This window comes from Roseateles sp. (genome assembly GCF_039595295.1).
Taxonomy (GTDB): Bacteria; Pseudomonadota; Gammaproteobacteria; order Burkholderiales; family Burkholderiaceae_C; genus Roseateles.
Genome location: NZ_JBCNLU010000005.1, coordinates 185,471 through 199,992 on the forward strand (window position 1 = coordinate 185,471; position 14,522 = coordinate 199,992).

Below are 14,522 nucleotides of genomic sequence, written 5' to 3' on the forward strand. Positions count from 1 at the left end.
GGCGATGAGCTCGGACGTGGATCAGCAGGGGAGCTCGGAAGAGACCTCGGATGTGATCTCCGACATCGGTCACGCGCTGCGAGAGCAATGGCTGCACTGGCGCGAGCGCCTCGCCGCGAAGCGGCTGTTGATCGGGGAGGGTGCGAGCCTGGCACTGCGGATCCCGGGTTCGACGGCGATGTGGTTCGGCCGTGCCGACGACGACGAGCCTCGACGCGTCGATCGCATCGATCGCATCGAGCATGAAGATCGTGGCATGCGCGATGTCGAGCTGCACGCGGCGGTGCTCGCCGCGCGCGAGGACGCCTGCGCGATCGCGTTCGGGGGAGGGCGCTTCGGCGCGATGCTCGCGGACTTCGGCGGCGCGATGCCGGGTGTCTTCGACGAGCAGGTGCGGCATCTCGGACTGATGCCCGCGCCCATCATGGATGCCGGCAAGCTCGAGGCCATTGGACCCGCGCTCGCGCGAGGCGGCAATGTGCTGATCCTCGGCGGCCGGCCGTTGGTGCTGGGCACGACGCCGATGCGGCTGGGGCTGAACGCGGAGCTCTTCGAGAAATGCGCGACCGCCTATGTGCTGGCGGCCGCGACCGGCGGGCCGGTGAGCCCGCTGCCGTGGATCGTGCGCCTCGTCGCCAACGGGCGGCTGCTCAAGGACGAGCGGCGCGCCCGCGAGCGTGTGCGCGCCGGCCTCCTGCCCGAGGAGGCCAAGGGCTACTGAGCGGCCGCGCTCGCGCCCGCCCGAGCCGCTGGGATCAGAGCTTGTAGCCCAGGCTTGCCATCACGAAGTCCATGTCCTTGCGGATGTTGAACTGGCCGCCGCGGCTGATGGTGTAGCTGATGTTGGCGTAGACGTGTCGGCTGAAGTCCGCGTCCAGCGAGAAGCGCGCCGACTTGCGGCCCTCGATGAAGGCGTAGTCGTAGGACCAACCCTTGACGTCCTGGCCGAAGATCAGCGCCGGTCGCAGCAACACGCCGCTGCCGCCGACGTTGTCCAGCTCGATGCCCACGTGCATGCGGTAGGCCCAGGCCGTCGCGGTGACGAAGCCGTCGTTGGTGGCGCAGGCGGTCGGCGAGGTGCACACGCCGGTGTTCTCCGGACGCATGTAGCGGCGCACCGACGGATCGGGCAGGTCCATCACATGCTTGACCGAAGCCTCCAGCCCCAGCATCGCCTTGCGGCTGCCCCACAGGCCCGGGAACTCCTTGAGCATGCCCGTCTGCAGCTGCGCGACCTTGTACAGGTCGTAGCCGCGGAACAGCGTGCCGTTGGGCAGCGCGCGAGCCTCGGCGCCCAGCGGGCCCTGGCCGGCCAGGAAGGCGTTCAGCAGGTCGGTGGTGTTGAGCTGGATCGGCTGGCCGTCGATGTAACTCAGCTCGTTGAGCACCGACAGGTTGAGCATCGGGATGCGGGTCGCGGTGCTCAGGCTCAGCAGCTTCTTGTCGGCCGGATGCTCGATCTGGTAGGTTGCGCCGGCGGCGGGACCCAGGCCCGTGCCCTTGAGCACGTTCACGAAGGCGTCGCGCGAGTGGTACTTCGCGGCCAGCACGCCGAAGCGAGTGCCGATCTCGCGCACCACATAGCTCGCGCCCAGGCCGAATTGATCCGGTCGGCTCTTGGGCTCGATGTCCGGGCCGCGCGCGGTGAAGATGCCGCGCGCGACGTTCTGCTGCTCGCTCAGCACGTTGCTGTAGAACACGCGGTCGCAGCCGGGGGCGGAGAAGTCCAGCACCGCGGCGAAGGTGCCGCAGCCCGCCTGCACCGAGCCCTCGGGCTTGAACTGCAGGAAGGCCTCGAGCTTCAGCGCCGGAGAGACGCTCCAGCGCGCCGTTGCGGCCCAGACAGGGACTGCGCCCTCGTTGGCCAAGGCGCCGGGACGCGCGGCCGCGGCGGCATTGCGCGTCTCCAGATCGCGGGAGCCGCCGCTGAAGCTGAAGCCGCGTTCGCGCTCCAGCGAGAGCCTGCCGATCTTGAAGTCGGCCGAGCCGTCGCCGATCGCGGTCGTGCCGAAGACGTAGGCGCCCAGCACCTGCGCACCCTGGAAGCGCGCGCCGCGCGCGAAGCCGCGGTCGGACAGCGGCGCGTTGGGCTGGTAGTTGCTGGGGTTGTTGCCGTGGGCGACGTTCCCGTTCAGCTGCGCATCGTCGTACCAGGCGTAGCCGTCGAGCTCGACGCCCAGGCCGGAGCGGTGTACCGCCTTGAACTCGCTGTTGAGCTTGACCACGCGGGTGAAGGCGTCGCCGGCGGCGTAGTTCAGATCGGAGTCGTCGCCGTTGTTGCCTCCGCCCGGCTTCAGCGTGGAGCGCTGGCCGCTGGTGCGGTTGCCGGTGCCGATGGTGGCGACCGGTGTCCAGGTGAGGGTCCAGTTCCTGGCGTCACGCTCGCGGCTGACGCCCTCGGGCGGCTGGGCGAGTTCGCCCGGACGGGTGAGTTCCTGGGGGGAGGCTTGGCTTTGCGCCAGGGCCGCTTGCGGCGCGGTCTGGAGGGCCGCCAGCGCGCCGATGGCCAGCGCCGCCGCGGTGAATCGGTGATGCATCGTGATCGTCTGTCTTGTTCTGCGAAGGCCGTCCCTGATGCGGCTCGCGTGGGGGGGCGAATCCTCTCATGCCTGGGGCACTGGAAGTCCGGGCACTGGAAATCTGATGAGATACTGTATAAATTGCCAGTATGTCCCGCGAGGAAAGACCCGATCCCCCCTTCGAACGCGACCGCGATCCGGAGGACGCGCACGCTCGCCCGGAGCGAAGCGGGGTCCGCCGCATGAGGGGCATCGCCGCGACGCCGCTGTACGTCCAGGCCGATGCGCTGAAGGGCCGCGGCAGCGCCTGGGCGATCGCGCATCGCTTCGAGTCGCGCGAGCGCGAACAGTACGACGACGGCTGGGGCACGCTGGACCAGGAGGCGTCGGAGGAGCATCTCGCGCCCAAGACCGAGATCATCGAGGAGCGGGCCAAGAAGATCGTCAGCGGCAACCAGTCGCCGGACATCGGATTCGACCTGTCCATCAATCCGTATCGGGGCTGCGAGCACGGCTGCATCTACTGCTTCGCGCGGCCGACGCACAGCTATCTGAACCTGTCCCCGGGACTGGACTTCGAGACCAAGATCATCGCCAAGGTGAACGCCGCGGAGCGGCTGCGCGAGACGCTCGCATCACCCGCGTATCGCCCGGCTCCATTGGTGCTGGGCACGGCGACCGACGCCTATCAACCGATCGAGCGCAAGCTGGGCATCACGCGCGCCGTGGTGGCGCTGCTGACCGAGGCGCGGCATCCGTTCTCGGTGGTGACCAAGTCCAGCGGCATCGAGCGCGACCTCGACCTGATCGTCCCCATGGCGCGACGCCGGCAGGTGTCGGTCTATCTGTCGGTGACGACGCTGGATCCGGAGCTGGCGCGCATCCTGGAGCCGCGCGCGGCGTCGCCGCAGCGGCGCTTGCGCACGATCAAGGCGTTGGCCGAGGCGGGCGTGCCCGTGGGGGTGAGCGTGTCGCCCGTGATCCCGTTCCTCAACGAGCCGGAACTGGAGCGCATCCTCGAAGCGGCCGCGGAGGCGGGCGCGACCAAGGCCTTCAGCATTCCGTTGCGGCTCCCCTGGGAGGTGGCCCCCTTGTTCCACGACTGGCTGCGACAGCACCAGCCCGACAAGGCGGCGCGCATCATGGCGCGGCTGCACGACATGCGCGGCGGCAAGGACAACGATCCGCGCTTCGGGACGCGCTTCACCGGCGAGGGCATCTGGGCGGAGCTGCTGCAGCAGCGCCTGCGCAAGGCTTCGCAACGTCTCGGCCTCGGCCGCGAGCGGCACGACTTCGACTTCAGCGAGTTCCGTCCGCCGGCCAAGGCGGCGGGGCAGCAGTCGTTGTTCTGAAGGGCCGGGCTGAGGGTCTGAGGCAACGCCTGACCCCACGCGCTCCGCGCCCACCACGCGAACCGCAATGACCTTCCCCAGTATGCGCAGGGGGAGTGACCTACCGAGATCAGCACCCCCCGTCGAAACGCCCTTCGGAGGGACTGTGTTGGCGCTCATCCGCTCGCAGACTGGTGGCCTTCGGGTCGAGGGACTCGCATGAAGGAGCGGTGATGACGGTGGATGTGCAGGCCTTGCGCCGGGCGGTATCGCCCGATCGGTTGATTGCGATCATGGTTCATCCGGTGCCGATTCCGCCGGACGCCCCGGAGATCGATGCCGTGGTGGAGTTGCTGAGGCACCCCGCCATGATCTTTGGCCCCGGTGGGTCCGAGGACGGGATCGACGCCCGCTGCAAATACGCGTCATGGGACACGTTGGCGGACTACCTCGACATCCTTGAGCGCCGGCGCAACGTGTCGGTGACTTACGTGCGGCACCTCTTGCATCTCGCGGCCCATTTCACGCATCGGCTCGGCGTGAAGCGATCGGGGCCGGCCCTGCTGACGGTCTTCGATGCGGAGGACGTCGTGAGCATCCGCTACGAGATGCCGGTGCATCTTTCTCAGACGGACGCTTACGAACATACGATGGCCTTCTGGAGTGAGCTGGCGTATGTCGACTTGCTCCAGCCGCCATTCCTCCTTCACTTCGTGGACCAGCCGGAGGGCTGAACTTCAAATTGGCCGGCCACGCGATTGAAGGAAAGGCGAACCATGCCTGTCACGATTGATGAGCTCATGAACATCGCCAGGGAGCAGGGGCAGCGCAATGCGGAGGGGTGGCGGCGCTCCGCGATCAGTCGCGCGTACTACGCGGCCTACCACCGCTGCCGGGAGTGGGAACGGGCGCTGCCGGCGTTGGGCGCCAACGTCGGATCGCAGGGGGGCAGGCACCAGGAACTCATCAACCGATTGAAGCATCCAGACAGAGCGTGCAGCGCCGTCATGAAACTTCGATCAAAGGCGAATGGTGCGCAGCTTGAGGTGCAGCGGGAGCGGAGGGTCAAAGCGGACTATCGACTGAACGATTGGGTGAGCGAGAAAGAGCTGAGCGAACAGCTCGATCAGGTCGCCCAATTGATTGCGCGCTGCGATGAGGCGCCGGGCGCGGACCTGACGGCGCCATGGACGGGGCGCATCAACCCTTCCGGCACGCCCCCACCCAATCCCACTCCTTCCGATACACGCCCGTCTGCACCCCGCTGAGGCTCAGCACCGTGTGGTACAGGCCGTCATGGGACATCGGCGTGTCGCGGCGCTGCGCCAGACATGCGGCATCGAGGTGCTGCGACTGGCGCGTCTGGTCCGGGAACCACAGGATCAGCGGCACGTGCTTCTGCTCCTTGGGCGCGATGGCGTAGGGCATTCCATGCAGGAAGAGATTGTTCTCGCCCAGCGATTCCCCGTGATCCGACACGTAAAGCAGGCTGGGGTCGAACTTCGATTCCTGCGTGCCCAGCCAGTCGATCGCGCGCGCGAGCACATGGTCCGTGTACGCGATCGTGTTGTCGTAGGCGTTGCGGACCTGATCCAGCGGGCACTGCTGCAAGGCGCTGCTGCGGCACTCGGGCTGGAAGGGCTTGCGCTCCTCCGGCGTGCGCAGGTAGTAGGCCGGCCCATGGCTGCCCATCTGATGCAGCACCAGCACGACGCCCTTGGCCACGCGCTGCGGATCCAGGCCAGCGATGCGGGCGTCCAGATCGTGCAGCATCACTTCATCCAGGCACTCGCCGTCGGCGCGGCACAGGCCGGCGGGAATCGGATGATCCGGGCGGGCCGGGTTGATGGCTTGCGCATTCGGGACCCGGTCGCACAGGCCCTTGCAGCCGGACTGGTTGTCCAGCCACAGGACCGCCAGGCCGGCGCGCTGCAGCACGTCCAGCAGCGTCTCCTGATTGCCCGGATGGTCGACGAAAGCCTCGCGGCCCAGCTGCGAGAACATGCACGGCAGCGAGGCCGCGGTCGAGGTCCCGCAGGACGCGACCTCGCGGTAGCTCAGCACTGCCTTCTGCGACAGCTCCGGATTCGTCGGCCGGCCGTATCCGTTCAACTGGAAGTTGACCGAGCGCGCGGTCTCGCCGACGACCAGCAGCACCAGCGGCGGCTTCGCGTCGGCCGCGCGCGGGAGCAGCTGCGCGTCGGCGGCCACGACCTCGAGCGGGCCCTTGGGCTTCTTGTGCTTCTGCACCAGCAGCGCGGTGCTGGCCCAGATGCCGTTGATCGGGCTGACCATCTTCGTCAGCGTCTTGTTGTTGCGCAGCGTGGAGGCCAGGTCCGCGGTGCGCGTCGCCGCCAGTCCGACGCCCAGCGCCAGCGCCACCGCCAGGCTGACCAGGTTCCAGCCCAGGCGCTTGAACCAGCGCGTGTCGCTCAGCCGTTGCCGCCAGATCCAGATCGACGGGATCAGCGCGATGACGACGACATGCCCCAGCAAGCCCCAGCCCATCAGATCGCGGGTCTCGCGCACATCGGTCTGCAGCGCGTTGGTCACCATGGCGCTGTCGATGACCACGCCGTAGCTGCCGATGAAATAGGCCAGCGGCGCGGTGATCAGCAGCATCAGCGTCAGCAGCGGCTTGACCGCCACGCGCCAGGCCAGCAGGCTGAAGACGGCGCCCAGCACCATCAGCACGATGCCGGCGAAGACGATGACGAAGACCTTGCCCGAGAGGCCGGTGTAGTCCGGCATGCCCCACATCCGCTGCCACAACGGCCAATTGCCCAGCACCGCGGTCCACAGCGCGGTCAGCCAGGTGAGGAGGAGCGGGGAACGGCCTGCGCCGGAGGGTTGCGCGCTGCGGTAGAGGATCGAGGAATCGGAGAACGGCATCGTGTTTCGGTCGGGCCGGGAGGCAACCGACCCTTGTAGTAGTCCTAGCTGAAGCGCCCCTGAAGCTGCGCTGAAGGTGGCTCGCTTGGGCCATGCGCGAGAGAGCGAGGGCTGACCTGATTGTGCGTGCGCCGTGCTCCGTGCTCCGTGCGCGCTGTCCGCGCCGGGTCCGCGTGCCGTCCGCGCATCATCCGCGCAGCGCCACGCCGCCCGCGCGCGCCGCCTTCAGCCCCTGGCCGCTGGCTTGCACGTAGCGGCGCTGCAGCGCCTCGATGCGCGGCGCCAGCGCGTCGGGATCGCTCATGCGATCTCGGTAGCGGCGCAGCACCAGCGCGGCCATGTCGATCAGCTTGGCGTTGAGCGTCTGCGTCCCTTGCTCGAGGAGCAACTGGACGCCGGTCTGCGCGTCGCCCCGCATGGCCTGCCGCATGGCGGCCTCGGAGATCGCGAATACGCGGGACTGGGCCTCACGCAGCAGCTGCGCGCTGGGCTCGTGGCCTTCGGCCATGCTGGCCATCACCTCGGTCGCGGACTTGGAGCTGCAGAAGCGCATGCCCAAGCGCGTCATCAACGCATCCATCTCGGTGAGCTCGATGTCCTGCCGCGCCATCCGCACCCATAGCGCGATCAGCAGGCTGGCGGATTCGAGATCGAAGTCTTCCGCGTCCGCCTGCTTGGCGAAGCGGCGAGCCACGTCGAGCGCATCGGCCAGGCGCCGCTCCAGCAGCAGGCGCAGGCCGCTCAGCAGCACTTCGAAACGCCGCAGCCGCGCGTCGCGCGGCGAGCGCTCGATGCCCCATTGCATGGCGTCGGCGGCGTACTTCAGGCCCTTGCCGTCCTTGGCGTCGAAGCGCATCAGCGCGATCAGGGTCAGGCTGTGCCAGTCGAAGAGCTTGGAACGCAGACCCTGCGCCATGCTGCGCTCCAGCATCTTGAGCGCCTCGTCGCGCTGTCCCGCATAGAAGGCCAGCGTGCCGCAATGCTGCTGGCGCAGCAGGCATCCGGGGGTCAGCGTCGCGGCGGTCCGGTAGGTCGCCAGCGCGGCGCCGATCTCGCCTTGCTCCATCTGCACGCGGCCCATCAGGTCATAGCTGTCCGCCTGCTCGGGCAGGTCGCCGATGAGCGTTTCCAGCGTGCGCCGCGCCGCGGCCAGATTGCCGCCGGCCACTTCGGTCCGTGCGACTCCCAGCCGTGCCCACGGCACGGTGCGGGCGGCGATGATCGCTTCATAGAGCTCGCGCGCCTCGGCGTGACGTTCCAATCGCAGCAGCAGTTCGGCGCCGATGCGCGCCGCATAGAGCCAGTAGGTGGCGCGCTGCTGGAAGCGCGCCAGGCACAGGTCGGCGGCATGGCCGAACTCGCGTGCATCGATGGACTCGAAGATGGCCTTCAGCTCGGTCTTGCGATGGCGCGCGCTGGCCAATCGATCGGCCAGCGCCGCGCTCGTGTAGGGCTTGACCAGGTAGGCATCGAGCGCCGCCTCGGCCGCTTCGGCGACCTTCGCATAGGAGGACTCGCCGGTCACCATCACGAAGACGGTGGAGTAGGGCAGCAGCTGCTCGCGCCGCAGCTCGTCCAGCAGGTCCTGCCCCGACAGCTCCGAGCCGTCGAAGTAGTAGTCGCACAGGACGATGTCGTAGGGCTGGGTCTCGAGGATCACCCGGGCGTCGCGCACTCGCGTGGTCTGGCGCACGTGACCGACGCCCAGCTCCTTGAGCTGCGCCGTCATCAGGCTGCGCGAGGTGGCGTTGCCGTCGATCACCAGCGCTTGCGTGCGGGCGAAGGGATTCGCCGCGACGAAGCTCATGGCGTCCGTCCCAGGCGGCGCAAAGTGAAAAAGCCCGCTCCGGAAGGAAGCGGGCTTCGATATCCCCAACTCGTTGTGCGAATGTCGTCAACCACGCGCCGAATTGTCCATCCGGTGGAGGACGACTCGCCTGAGGGTTTCCGTGTAAGCGACTGTCACGCGACCGTCGCTTCCGCACGGAAATTCGTCAAGCAGCGCGCTTACTTGAACAGGTCCTTGACGCGATCGGTCCAGCTCTTAGCGTTGGGCGAGTGACGCTCGCCGCCGTCGCGCAGGCTCTTGTCGAGCTCCTTGAGCAGCTTGCGCTGGTGCTCGGTCAGCTTGACCGGCGTCTCGATGCTGACGTGGCAGTACAGGTCGCCCGGATAGCTGGAGCGCACGCCCTTGATGCCCTTGCCGCGCAGGCGGAAGGTCTTGCCGTGCTGCGTGCCCTCGGGGAGCTCGATCTCGGCCTTGCCACCCAGCGTCGGCACCTCGATGGAGCCGCCCAGCGCCGCCGTCGTCATCGATACCGGCATCGTGCAATGCAGGTCGTCGCCGTCCCGCTCGAAGATGTCGTGCTGCTTGATGCGGATCTCGATGTAGAGATCGCCCGACGGGCCGCCGTTGACGCCCGGCTCGCCGTTGCCGGCGGAGCGGATGCGCATGCCTTCGTTGATGCCGGCCGGGATCTTGACTTCCAGCGTCTTGGTCTTCTTGATCTTGCCGGCGCCGTTGCAGGTGGTGCAGGGCTCCGGAATGATCTTGCCGGTGCCGTGGCAGTGCGGGCAGGTCTGCTGGATGCTGAAGAAGCCCTGGCGCATGTGCACCGTGCCGCTCCCGCCGCAGGAGCCGCAGGTCTTGGCGCTGGTGCCAGGTTTTGCGCCGCTGCCGTGGCAGGTCTCGCAGCCTTCCCAGGACGGGATGCGGATCTGCGTTTCCTTGCCCTTGGCCGCTTCCTCGAGCGTGATCTCCATCGCGTAGCTCAGGTCGCTGCCGCGGTAGACCTGTTGGCCACCACCGCCGCGACGGCCACCGCCGCCCTGCTGGCCGAAGATGTCGCCGAAGATGTCTCCGAAGGCCTCGGCGAAGCCGCCGAATCCTTCACCGCCGCCCGCGCCGCGGAAGCCCTGGTTGGGGTCCACGCCGGCGTGGCCGTACTGGTCGTAGGCCGCGCGCTTCTGCGCGTCGGACAGCATCTCGTAGGCCTCTTTGGCCTCCTTGAACTTGTCCTCGGCTTCCTTGGCACCATCGCCCTGATTGCGGTCAGGGTGGTACTTCATCGCCAGCTTGCGATACGCCTTCTTGATGTCCTCTTCGTTGGCGCTCTTCGCGACGCCCAGGACTTCGTAATAGTCACGCTTTGCCATGGATCTTCCTGCGGCCTCAAACCAAAACGCCGCGCGAGGCTAGGGGCCTCGCGCGGCGGCTGTCATTGACAGCATGTTCCCGACGCGATGCCGACGTCTGGATCGTCGGCATGCCCGGCTTACTTCGAGTCCTTGACTTCCTTGAACTCGGCGTCGACGACGTTGTCGTCGGCCGGCTTGGACGAAGCCTGCTGCGCGCCAGCCGCTTCCGCGTGCTCGGCACCCGCCGCGCCGGCGGCACCGGCCGCCGCTTGCGCGGCTTGCGATTCGGCATACACCTTCTCGCCCAGCTTCTGGCTGGCGGTCATCAGCGCTTCGGTCTTGGCGTCCAACTCGGCCTTGTCCTCGCCCTTGATGGCTTCTTCCAGGTCCTTGATGGCGGCTTCGATCTTTTCCTTCTCGCCGGCGTCCAGCTTGTCGCCATGCTCGCCCAGCGACTTCTGCACCGAATGCACCAGACCGTCAGCCTGGTTCTTGGCCTGGACCAGCTCGACCTTCTTCTTGTCCTCGGCGGCGTTGGCCTCGGCGTCCTTCACCATCTTCTCGATCTCGGCCTCGGACAGGCCGGAGTTCGCCTTGATGGTGATCTTGTTTTCCTTGCCGGTGCCCTTGTCCTTGGCGCCGACGTGCAGGATGCCGTTGGCGTCGATGTCGAAGCTCACCTCGATCTGCGGCGTGCCGCGCGGGGCCGGCGGAATGCCTTCCAGGTTGAACTCGCCCAGGCTCTTGTTGGCCTGCGCCAGTTCGCGCTCGCCCTGGTACACCTTGATGGTCACCGCGGGTTGGTTGTCTTCGGCGGTCGAGAAGGTCTGGCTGAACTTGGTCGGGATGGTCGTGTTCTTCTTGATCATCTTCGTCATCACGCCGCCCAGGGTTTCGATGCCCAGGGACAGCGGGGTGACGTCCAGCAGCAGCACGTCGGTGCGCTCGCCGCCGAGAACCTGACCCTGGATCGCGGCGCCAACGGCCACCGCCTCATCGGGGTTGACGTCCTTGCGCGGTTCCTTGCCGAAGAACTCCTTGACCTTCTCCTGCACCTTGGGCATGCGGGACATGCCGCCGACCAGGATGACGTCGTCGATCTCGCTCACCGACACGCCGGCGTCCTTGATCGCGGTGCGGCACGGGGCGATGGTGCGCTCAATCAGCTCGTCCACCAGCGACTCCAGCTTGGCGCGGGTCAGCTTGATGTTCAGGTGCTTCGGACCGGTGGCGTCGGCGGTGATGTAGGGCAGGTTGACGTCGGTCTGCGACGAGGTCGACAGCTCGATCTTGGCCTTCTCGGCCGCTTCCTTCAGACGCTGCAGGGCCAGCACGTCCTTGGTCAGGTCGACGCCCTGTTCCTTTTTGAACTCGCCGATGATGTAGTCGATGATGCGCTGGTCGAAGTCCTCGCCGCCCAGGAAGGTATCGCCGTTGGTCGACAGCACTTCGAACTGCTTCTCGCCGTCGACGTCCGCGATCTCGATGATCGAGATGTCGAAGGTGCCGCCGCCCAGGTCGAACACCGCGATCTTGCGGTCGCCGGCGCCGTGCTTGTCCAGGCCGAAGGCCAGGGCCGCGGCGGTGGGCTCGTTGATGATGCGCTTGACGTCCAGACCCGCGATGCGGCCGGCGTCCTTGGTCGCCTGGCGCTGCGCGTCGTTGAAGTAGGCCGGGACCGTGATGACGGCCTCGGTGACTTCCTCGCCGAGGTAGTCCTCGGCGGTCTTCTTCATCTTGCGCAGGACTTCAGCGGAGACCTGCGGGGGCGCCAGCTTCTTGCCGCGCACTTCCACCCACGCGTCGCCATTGTCGGCGGCGGCGATGGTGTAGGGCATCAGGTCGATGTCCTTCTGGACTTCCTTTTCCTGGAACTTGCGGCCGATCAGGCGCTTGACCGCGTACAGGGTATTGCGCGGGTTGGTGACCGCCTGGCGCTTGGCCGAGGCGCCGACCAGCACTTCGCCGTCTTCCTGATACGCAATGATGGACGGGGTGGTGCGGGCGCCTTCCGCGTTCTCGATGACGCGGGTGGTGTTGCCTTCCATGACAGCGACGCACGAGTTGGTCGTGCCCAGGTCGATGCCGATGATCTTCTTCTTGGCCATGAGGATGCTCCTGAAACTTGAAAACTGGCGGAACGGTCAGCGTCGAGGTCGGCCTTTCGGCCATGGATCGGGCTCGTGATTCGAGCGGCTGAAACTGCGTTCCGGGATGCTTCTGATCTGTGGATAACTTGCCGGGCTTCAAGACCCCCGGCGATGTCGATTGCTTACTTCGGGGCCGAAACGGTCACCAGTGCCGGGCGCAGCACGCGGTCGGCGATCAGGAAACCCTTCTGCAGCACGGTCACGACCGTGTTGGGGTCCTGGTCCGCCGGAACCATCGAGATGGCCTGATGCTGATGCGGGTCGAACTTGGTGCCGGCAGCCGGATTGATCTCCAGCACCTTGTTGCGCTCCAGTGCCGACTGCAGTTGGCGCAGCGTGGCGTGCACGCCCTCGAGCACCTGCTCGACGCTGGCGTCCGGGCGGCCAATGGCGGCGGTCAGGCTGTCCACCACCGGCAGCATCGCGTCGGCGAAACCTTCGACCGCGAACTTGCGGGCCTTGGAGACTTCTTCCTCGCCGCGGCGGCGGGTGTTCTCGACTTCGGCCTTGGCCCGGAGGTACGCGTCGGACATCTCGGCCAGACGGCGTTCGGTGTCGGCGAGCTTGGCCTCGGCCGTTTCAGGGATCGAAGCGGCGGCGGCCGCCGCGGCTTGCTGGGTCAGCTCGTCCAGCGTCGGATCAGGTTGTTGCTTGTCAGTCGTCATGGTTGGAATGCCCCAATACGAATGCCCGGGCCTCTCTGCGGAGGCTGCGCCAGCGTGAGCCGGGCTTCGGGCGACCCGCGACATATGGGGCGCATGTCCGGAGGTTCAAGAGGGGGATTCTGACATCCGGGGGCTGGCAAACCCTGTACCTGATAGCCGGCGCCGCCTCAGGTGGCGAGGAGCGCACGGAAATCGCGAGGCGCGAGCCGCTCGCCGGGCTCAAACCAGCTTCGCGCTCCAGCGCTCATCCCATTCCGCCAGGCGCCGGCGGTCCTGCTTGGTCGGGCGTCCCTGCTGGATGGTGTCGGCAGGTTCCGGGGCGAGGCGGCGGGCCTCGGCCGCGCGCTCCCGGGCGGCGATGCTGTCCGGCGTTTCCTCGTACAGCGCCTGCGCGACCGGGGCGGGGCCGCGGACGCTGCTGATGCCGGCGACGCGGACCTCACGGTCGATCTGGCCTTGCCGCAGGCGCAGCATGTCGCCGACGCGCACGTCGCGCGAGGCCTTTACCGCCTGGCCGTTGACGGTCACGCGGCCCTTGCCGATCTCCTCGACGGCGATCGCGCGGGTCTTGTAGAAGCGGGCCGCCCAGAGCCATTTGTCCAGGCGGATGGCCTCCGGCGGCGATGCCGACGAGGATCGCGACGGAGGGATCGGGGGATGCGAGCGGGACGAGTGAGCCATGTCCGGGAATTCTGCGCCGTTCCGGCCCAGGGAGGCCAGTCCGGCGACGATCAGCGTGGCGCGCCCGCCGCGACCGCGGCTTCGCGACGGCGCTTGAGCGCGTCGGCATCGGGCGCGTCCTGCGTCGGCCAGCCTTGCAGGTGCTGCTCGGCGATCGTGGCCAGGGCGCGCACGTGGGTGGGGCGGTCGTTCAGGCAGGGGATGTAGCTGAAGCGCTGGCCGCCGGCGGTGAGGAAGGCGGCGCGCGCCTCCATGTCGATCTCCTCCAGCGTCTCGATGCAATCGGAGGAGAAGCCCGGACAGATCAGGTCCACCGACTTCAGCCCCTTGCCGGCCAGCGCCTTGAGCGTCGGCTCGGTGTAGGGCTCCAGCCAGCGGGCCTTGCCGAAGCGGCTCTGGAAGGTCACCTGGTACTGCGCGGGCGAGAGCCCCAGCGCCTCCCCCAGCAGCCGGCCTGTGGCCAGGCATTCGCAGTGGTAAGGGTCGCCCAGCGTCAGCGTGCGTGCGGGCATGCCGTGGAAGCTCATCACCAGCAGCTCGGCACGGCCCTCGCGTTCCCAATGGGCGCGGACGCTCTCGGCCAAGGCGCCGATGTAGCGCGGATGGTCGTGATACCGGTTGACGATGCGCAGCTCCGGCACATGGCGTCGCGTCAGCGACCAGCGCGCCACCTCGTCGATGACGCTGGCGGTCGTCGCCGCCGAGTACTGCGGGTAGGCCGGCAGCACCAGCACCCGCGTCGCGCCCGAGGCCCGCAGCGCGTCGAGCTGCGAGCCGATCGACGGACTGCCGTAGCGCATCGCGTGGCGGACGGCGACGCGGTGGCCGCGCTCGCCCAGGTAGCCCTGCAACAGCCGGGCTTGACGCGTGGTCCAGACCATCAGCGGCGAGCCCTCTTTCATCCAGATGCTGGCGTACTTCTTGGCCGACTGCGCCGGACGGGTCCTCAGGATCACGCCGTGCAGGATGGGCCACCAGGCGGCTTTGGGGATCTCGATGACGCGCGGGTCGGACAGGAACTGCGCCAGATAGCGGCGCGTGGCGGCAGCGGTCGGGGCCTCCGGCGTGCCGAGGTTGACCAGCAACACGCCGGTGACCGGCGAGGCGCCGTGATCGAAGGGGGGCTCGGGACGGAAGCTCATCCGG

12 protein-coding genes are annotated in these 14,522 nt (G+C 67.8%); 4 read left to right on the forward strand and 8 right to left on the reverse strand.

Annotated elements, in window-relative coordinates:
- The first annotated feature begins 4 nt into the window (after positions 1–4).
- On the forward strand, positions 5–721 hold the full coding sequence (locus tag ABDW59_RS06175) for a hypothetical protein (RefSeq protein ID WP_343628658.1): 717 nt from the start codon (positions 5–7) through the stop codon (positions 719–721).
- 34 nt (positions 722–755) lie between these two features.
- On the opposite strand, the gene ABDW59_RS06180 is transcribed toward ABDW59_RS06175, so the two are convergent.
- Positions 756–2,537 carry a DUF1302 family protein gene (locus ABDW59_RS06180; RefSeq protein ID WP_343628659.1) on the reverse strand — a complete coding sequence of 594 codons (1,782 nt, stop codon included), beginning with the start codon at positions 2,535–2,537 and terminating at the stop codon, positions 756–758.
- A gap of 224 nt (positions 2,538–2,761) precedes the next feature.
- Here ABDW59_RS06180 and ABDW59_RS06185 point away from each other — a divergent pair, with 224 nt between their 5' ends.
- The 3 genes from ABDW59_RS06185 (at position 2,762) to ABDW59_RS06195 (ending at position 5,118) form a co-directional block, all read left to right on the forward strand.
- The gene (locus ABDW59_RS06185; protein ID WP_343628660.1) at positions 2,762–3,871 is read left to right on the forward strand and encodes a PA0069 family radical SAM protein; all 1,110 of its coding nucleotides are present in this window, start codon (positions 2,762–2,764) and stop codon (positions 3,869–3,871) included.
- 212 nt (positions 3,872–4,083) lie between these two features.
- Positions 4,084–4,584 carry a hypothetical protein gene (locus ABDW59_RS06190; RefSeq protein WP_343628661.1) on the forward strand — a complete coding sequence of 167 codons (501 nt, stop codon included), beginning with the start codon at positions 4,084–4,086 and terminating at the stop codon, positions 4,582–4,584.
- A gap of 42 nt (positions 4,585–4,626) precedes the next feature.
- Positions 4,627–5,118, forward strand: coding sequence for a hypothetical protein (locus tag ABDW59_RS06195; protein WP_343628662.1), 492 nt, complete (start codon positions 4,627–4,629; stop codon positions 5,116–5,118).
- On the opposite strand, the gene ABDW59_RS06200 is transcribed toward ABDW59_RS06195, so the two are convergent.
- The 7 genes from ABDW59_RS06200 to hemH form a co-directional block, all read right to left on the reverse strand.
- A complete protein-coding gene (locus ABDW59_RS06200; RefSeq protein ID WP_343628663.1) occupies positions 5,051–6,742 on the reverse strand; it encodes a phosphoethanolamine--lipid A transferase in 1,692 nt (563 codons plus the stop codon). The two genes, ABDW59_RS06195 and ABDW59_RS06200, sit on opposite strands and share 68 nt — an antisense overlap.
- Before the next feature lie 187 nt (positions 6,743–6,929).
- Positions 6,930–8,549, reverse strand: a complete 1,620-nt coding sequence (locus ABDW59_RS06205) for a response regulator (RefSeq protein WP_343628664.1) — start codon at positions 8,547–8,549, stop codon at positions 6,930–6,932.
- Positions 8,550–8,749: 200 nt separating this feature from the next.
- Entirely contained in the window at positions 8,750–9,898 is a 1,149-nt protein-coding gene (dnaJ, locus tag ABDW59_RS06210; protein WP_343628665.1) for a molecular chaperone DnaJ, read from the reverse strand.
- A 119-nt stretch (positions 9,899–10,017) separates the two neighbouring features.
- Complete coding sequence (gene dnaK / locus ABDW59_RS06215) at positions 10,018–11,988, reverse strand: molecular chaperone DnaK (protein WP_343628666.1); 1,971 nt, start codon at positions 11,986–11,988, stop codon at positions 10,018–10,020.
- 164 nt (positions 11,989–12,152) lie between these two features.
- Entirely contained in the window at positions 12,153–12,695 is a 543-nt protein-coding gene (gene grpE / locus ABDW59_RS06220; protein WP_273489247.1) for a nucleotide exchange factor GrpE, read from the reverse strand.
- A gap of 219 nt (positions 12,696–12,914) precedes the next feature.
- Positions 12,915–13,376, reverse strand: coding sequence for an RNA-binding S4 domain-containing protein (locus ABDW59_RS06225; RefSeq protein WP_343628667.1), 462 nt, complete (start codon positions 13,374–13,376; stop codon positions 12,915–12,917).
- 50 nt (positions 13,377–13,426) lie between these two features.
- A complete protein-coding gene (hemH, locus tag ABDW59_RS06230; protein ID WP_343628668.1) occupies positions 13,427–14,518 on the reverse strand; it encodes a ferrochelatase in 1,092 nt (363 codons plus the stop codon).
- Between the last annotated feature and the right edge of the window lie 4 nt (positions 14,519–14,522).

Coding starts and splice junctions, on each gene's coding strand:
- ABDW59_RS06175 (WP_343628658.1), top strand. CDS start 5: ATGAGCTCGGACGTGGATCAGCAGGGGAGCTCGGAAGAGACCTCGGAT.
- ABDW59_RS06180 (WP_343628659.1), bottom strand. CDS start 2,537: ATGCATCACCGATTCACCGCGGCGGCGCTGGCCATCGGCGCGCTGGCG.
- ABDW59_RS06185 (WP_343628660.1), top strand. CDS start 2,762: ATGAGGGGCATCGCCGCGACGCCGCTGTACGTCCAGGCCGATGCGCTG.
- ABDW59_RS06190 (WP_343628661.1), top strand. CDS start 4,084: ATGACGGTGGATGTGCAGGCCTTGCGCCGGGCGGTATCGCCCGATCGG.
- ABDW59_RS06195 (WP_343628662.1), top strand. CDS start 4,627: ATGCCTGTCACGATTGATGAGCTCATGAACATCGCCAGGGAGCAGGGG.
- ABDW59_RS06200 (WP_343628663.1), bottom strand. CDS start 6,742: ATGCCGTTCTCCGATTCCTCGATCCTCTACCGCAGCGCGCAACCCTCC.
- ABDW59_RS06205 (WP_343628664.1), bottom strand. CDS start 8,549: ATGAGCTTCGTCGCGGCGAATCCCTTCGCCCGCACGCAAGCGCTGGTG.
- dnaJ (WP_343628665.1), bottom strand. CDS start 9,898: ATGGCAAAGCGTGACTATTACGAAGTCCTGGGCGTCGCGAAGAGCGCC.
- dnaK (WP_343628666.1), bottom strand. CDS start 11,988: ATGGCCAAGAAGAAGATCATCGGCATCGACCTGGGCACGACCAACTCG.
- grpE (WP_273489247.1), bottom strand. CDS start 12,695: ATGACGACTGACAAGCAACAACCTGATCCGACGCTGGACGAGCTGACC.
- ABDW59_RS06225 (WP_343628667.1), bottom strand. CDS start 13,376: ATGGCTCACTCGTCCCGCTCGCATCCCCCGATCCCTCCGTCGCGATCC.
- hemH (WP_343628668.1), bottom strand. CDS start 14,518: ATGAGCTTCCGTCCCGAGCCCCCCTTCGATCACGGCGCCTCGCCGGTC.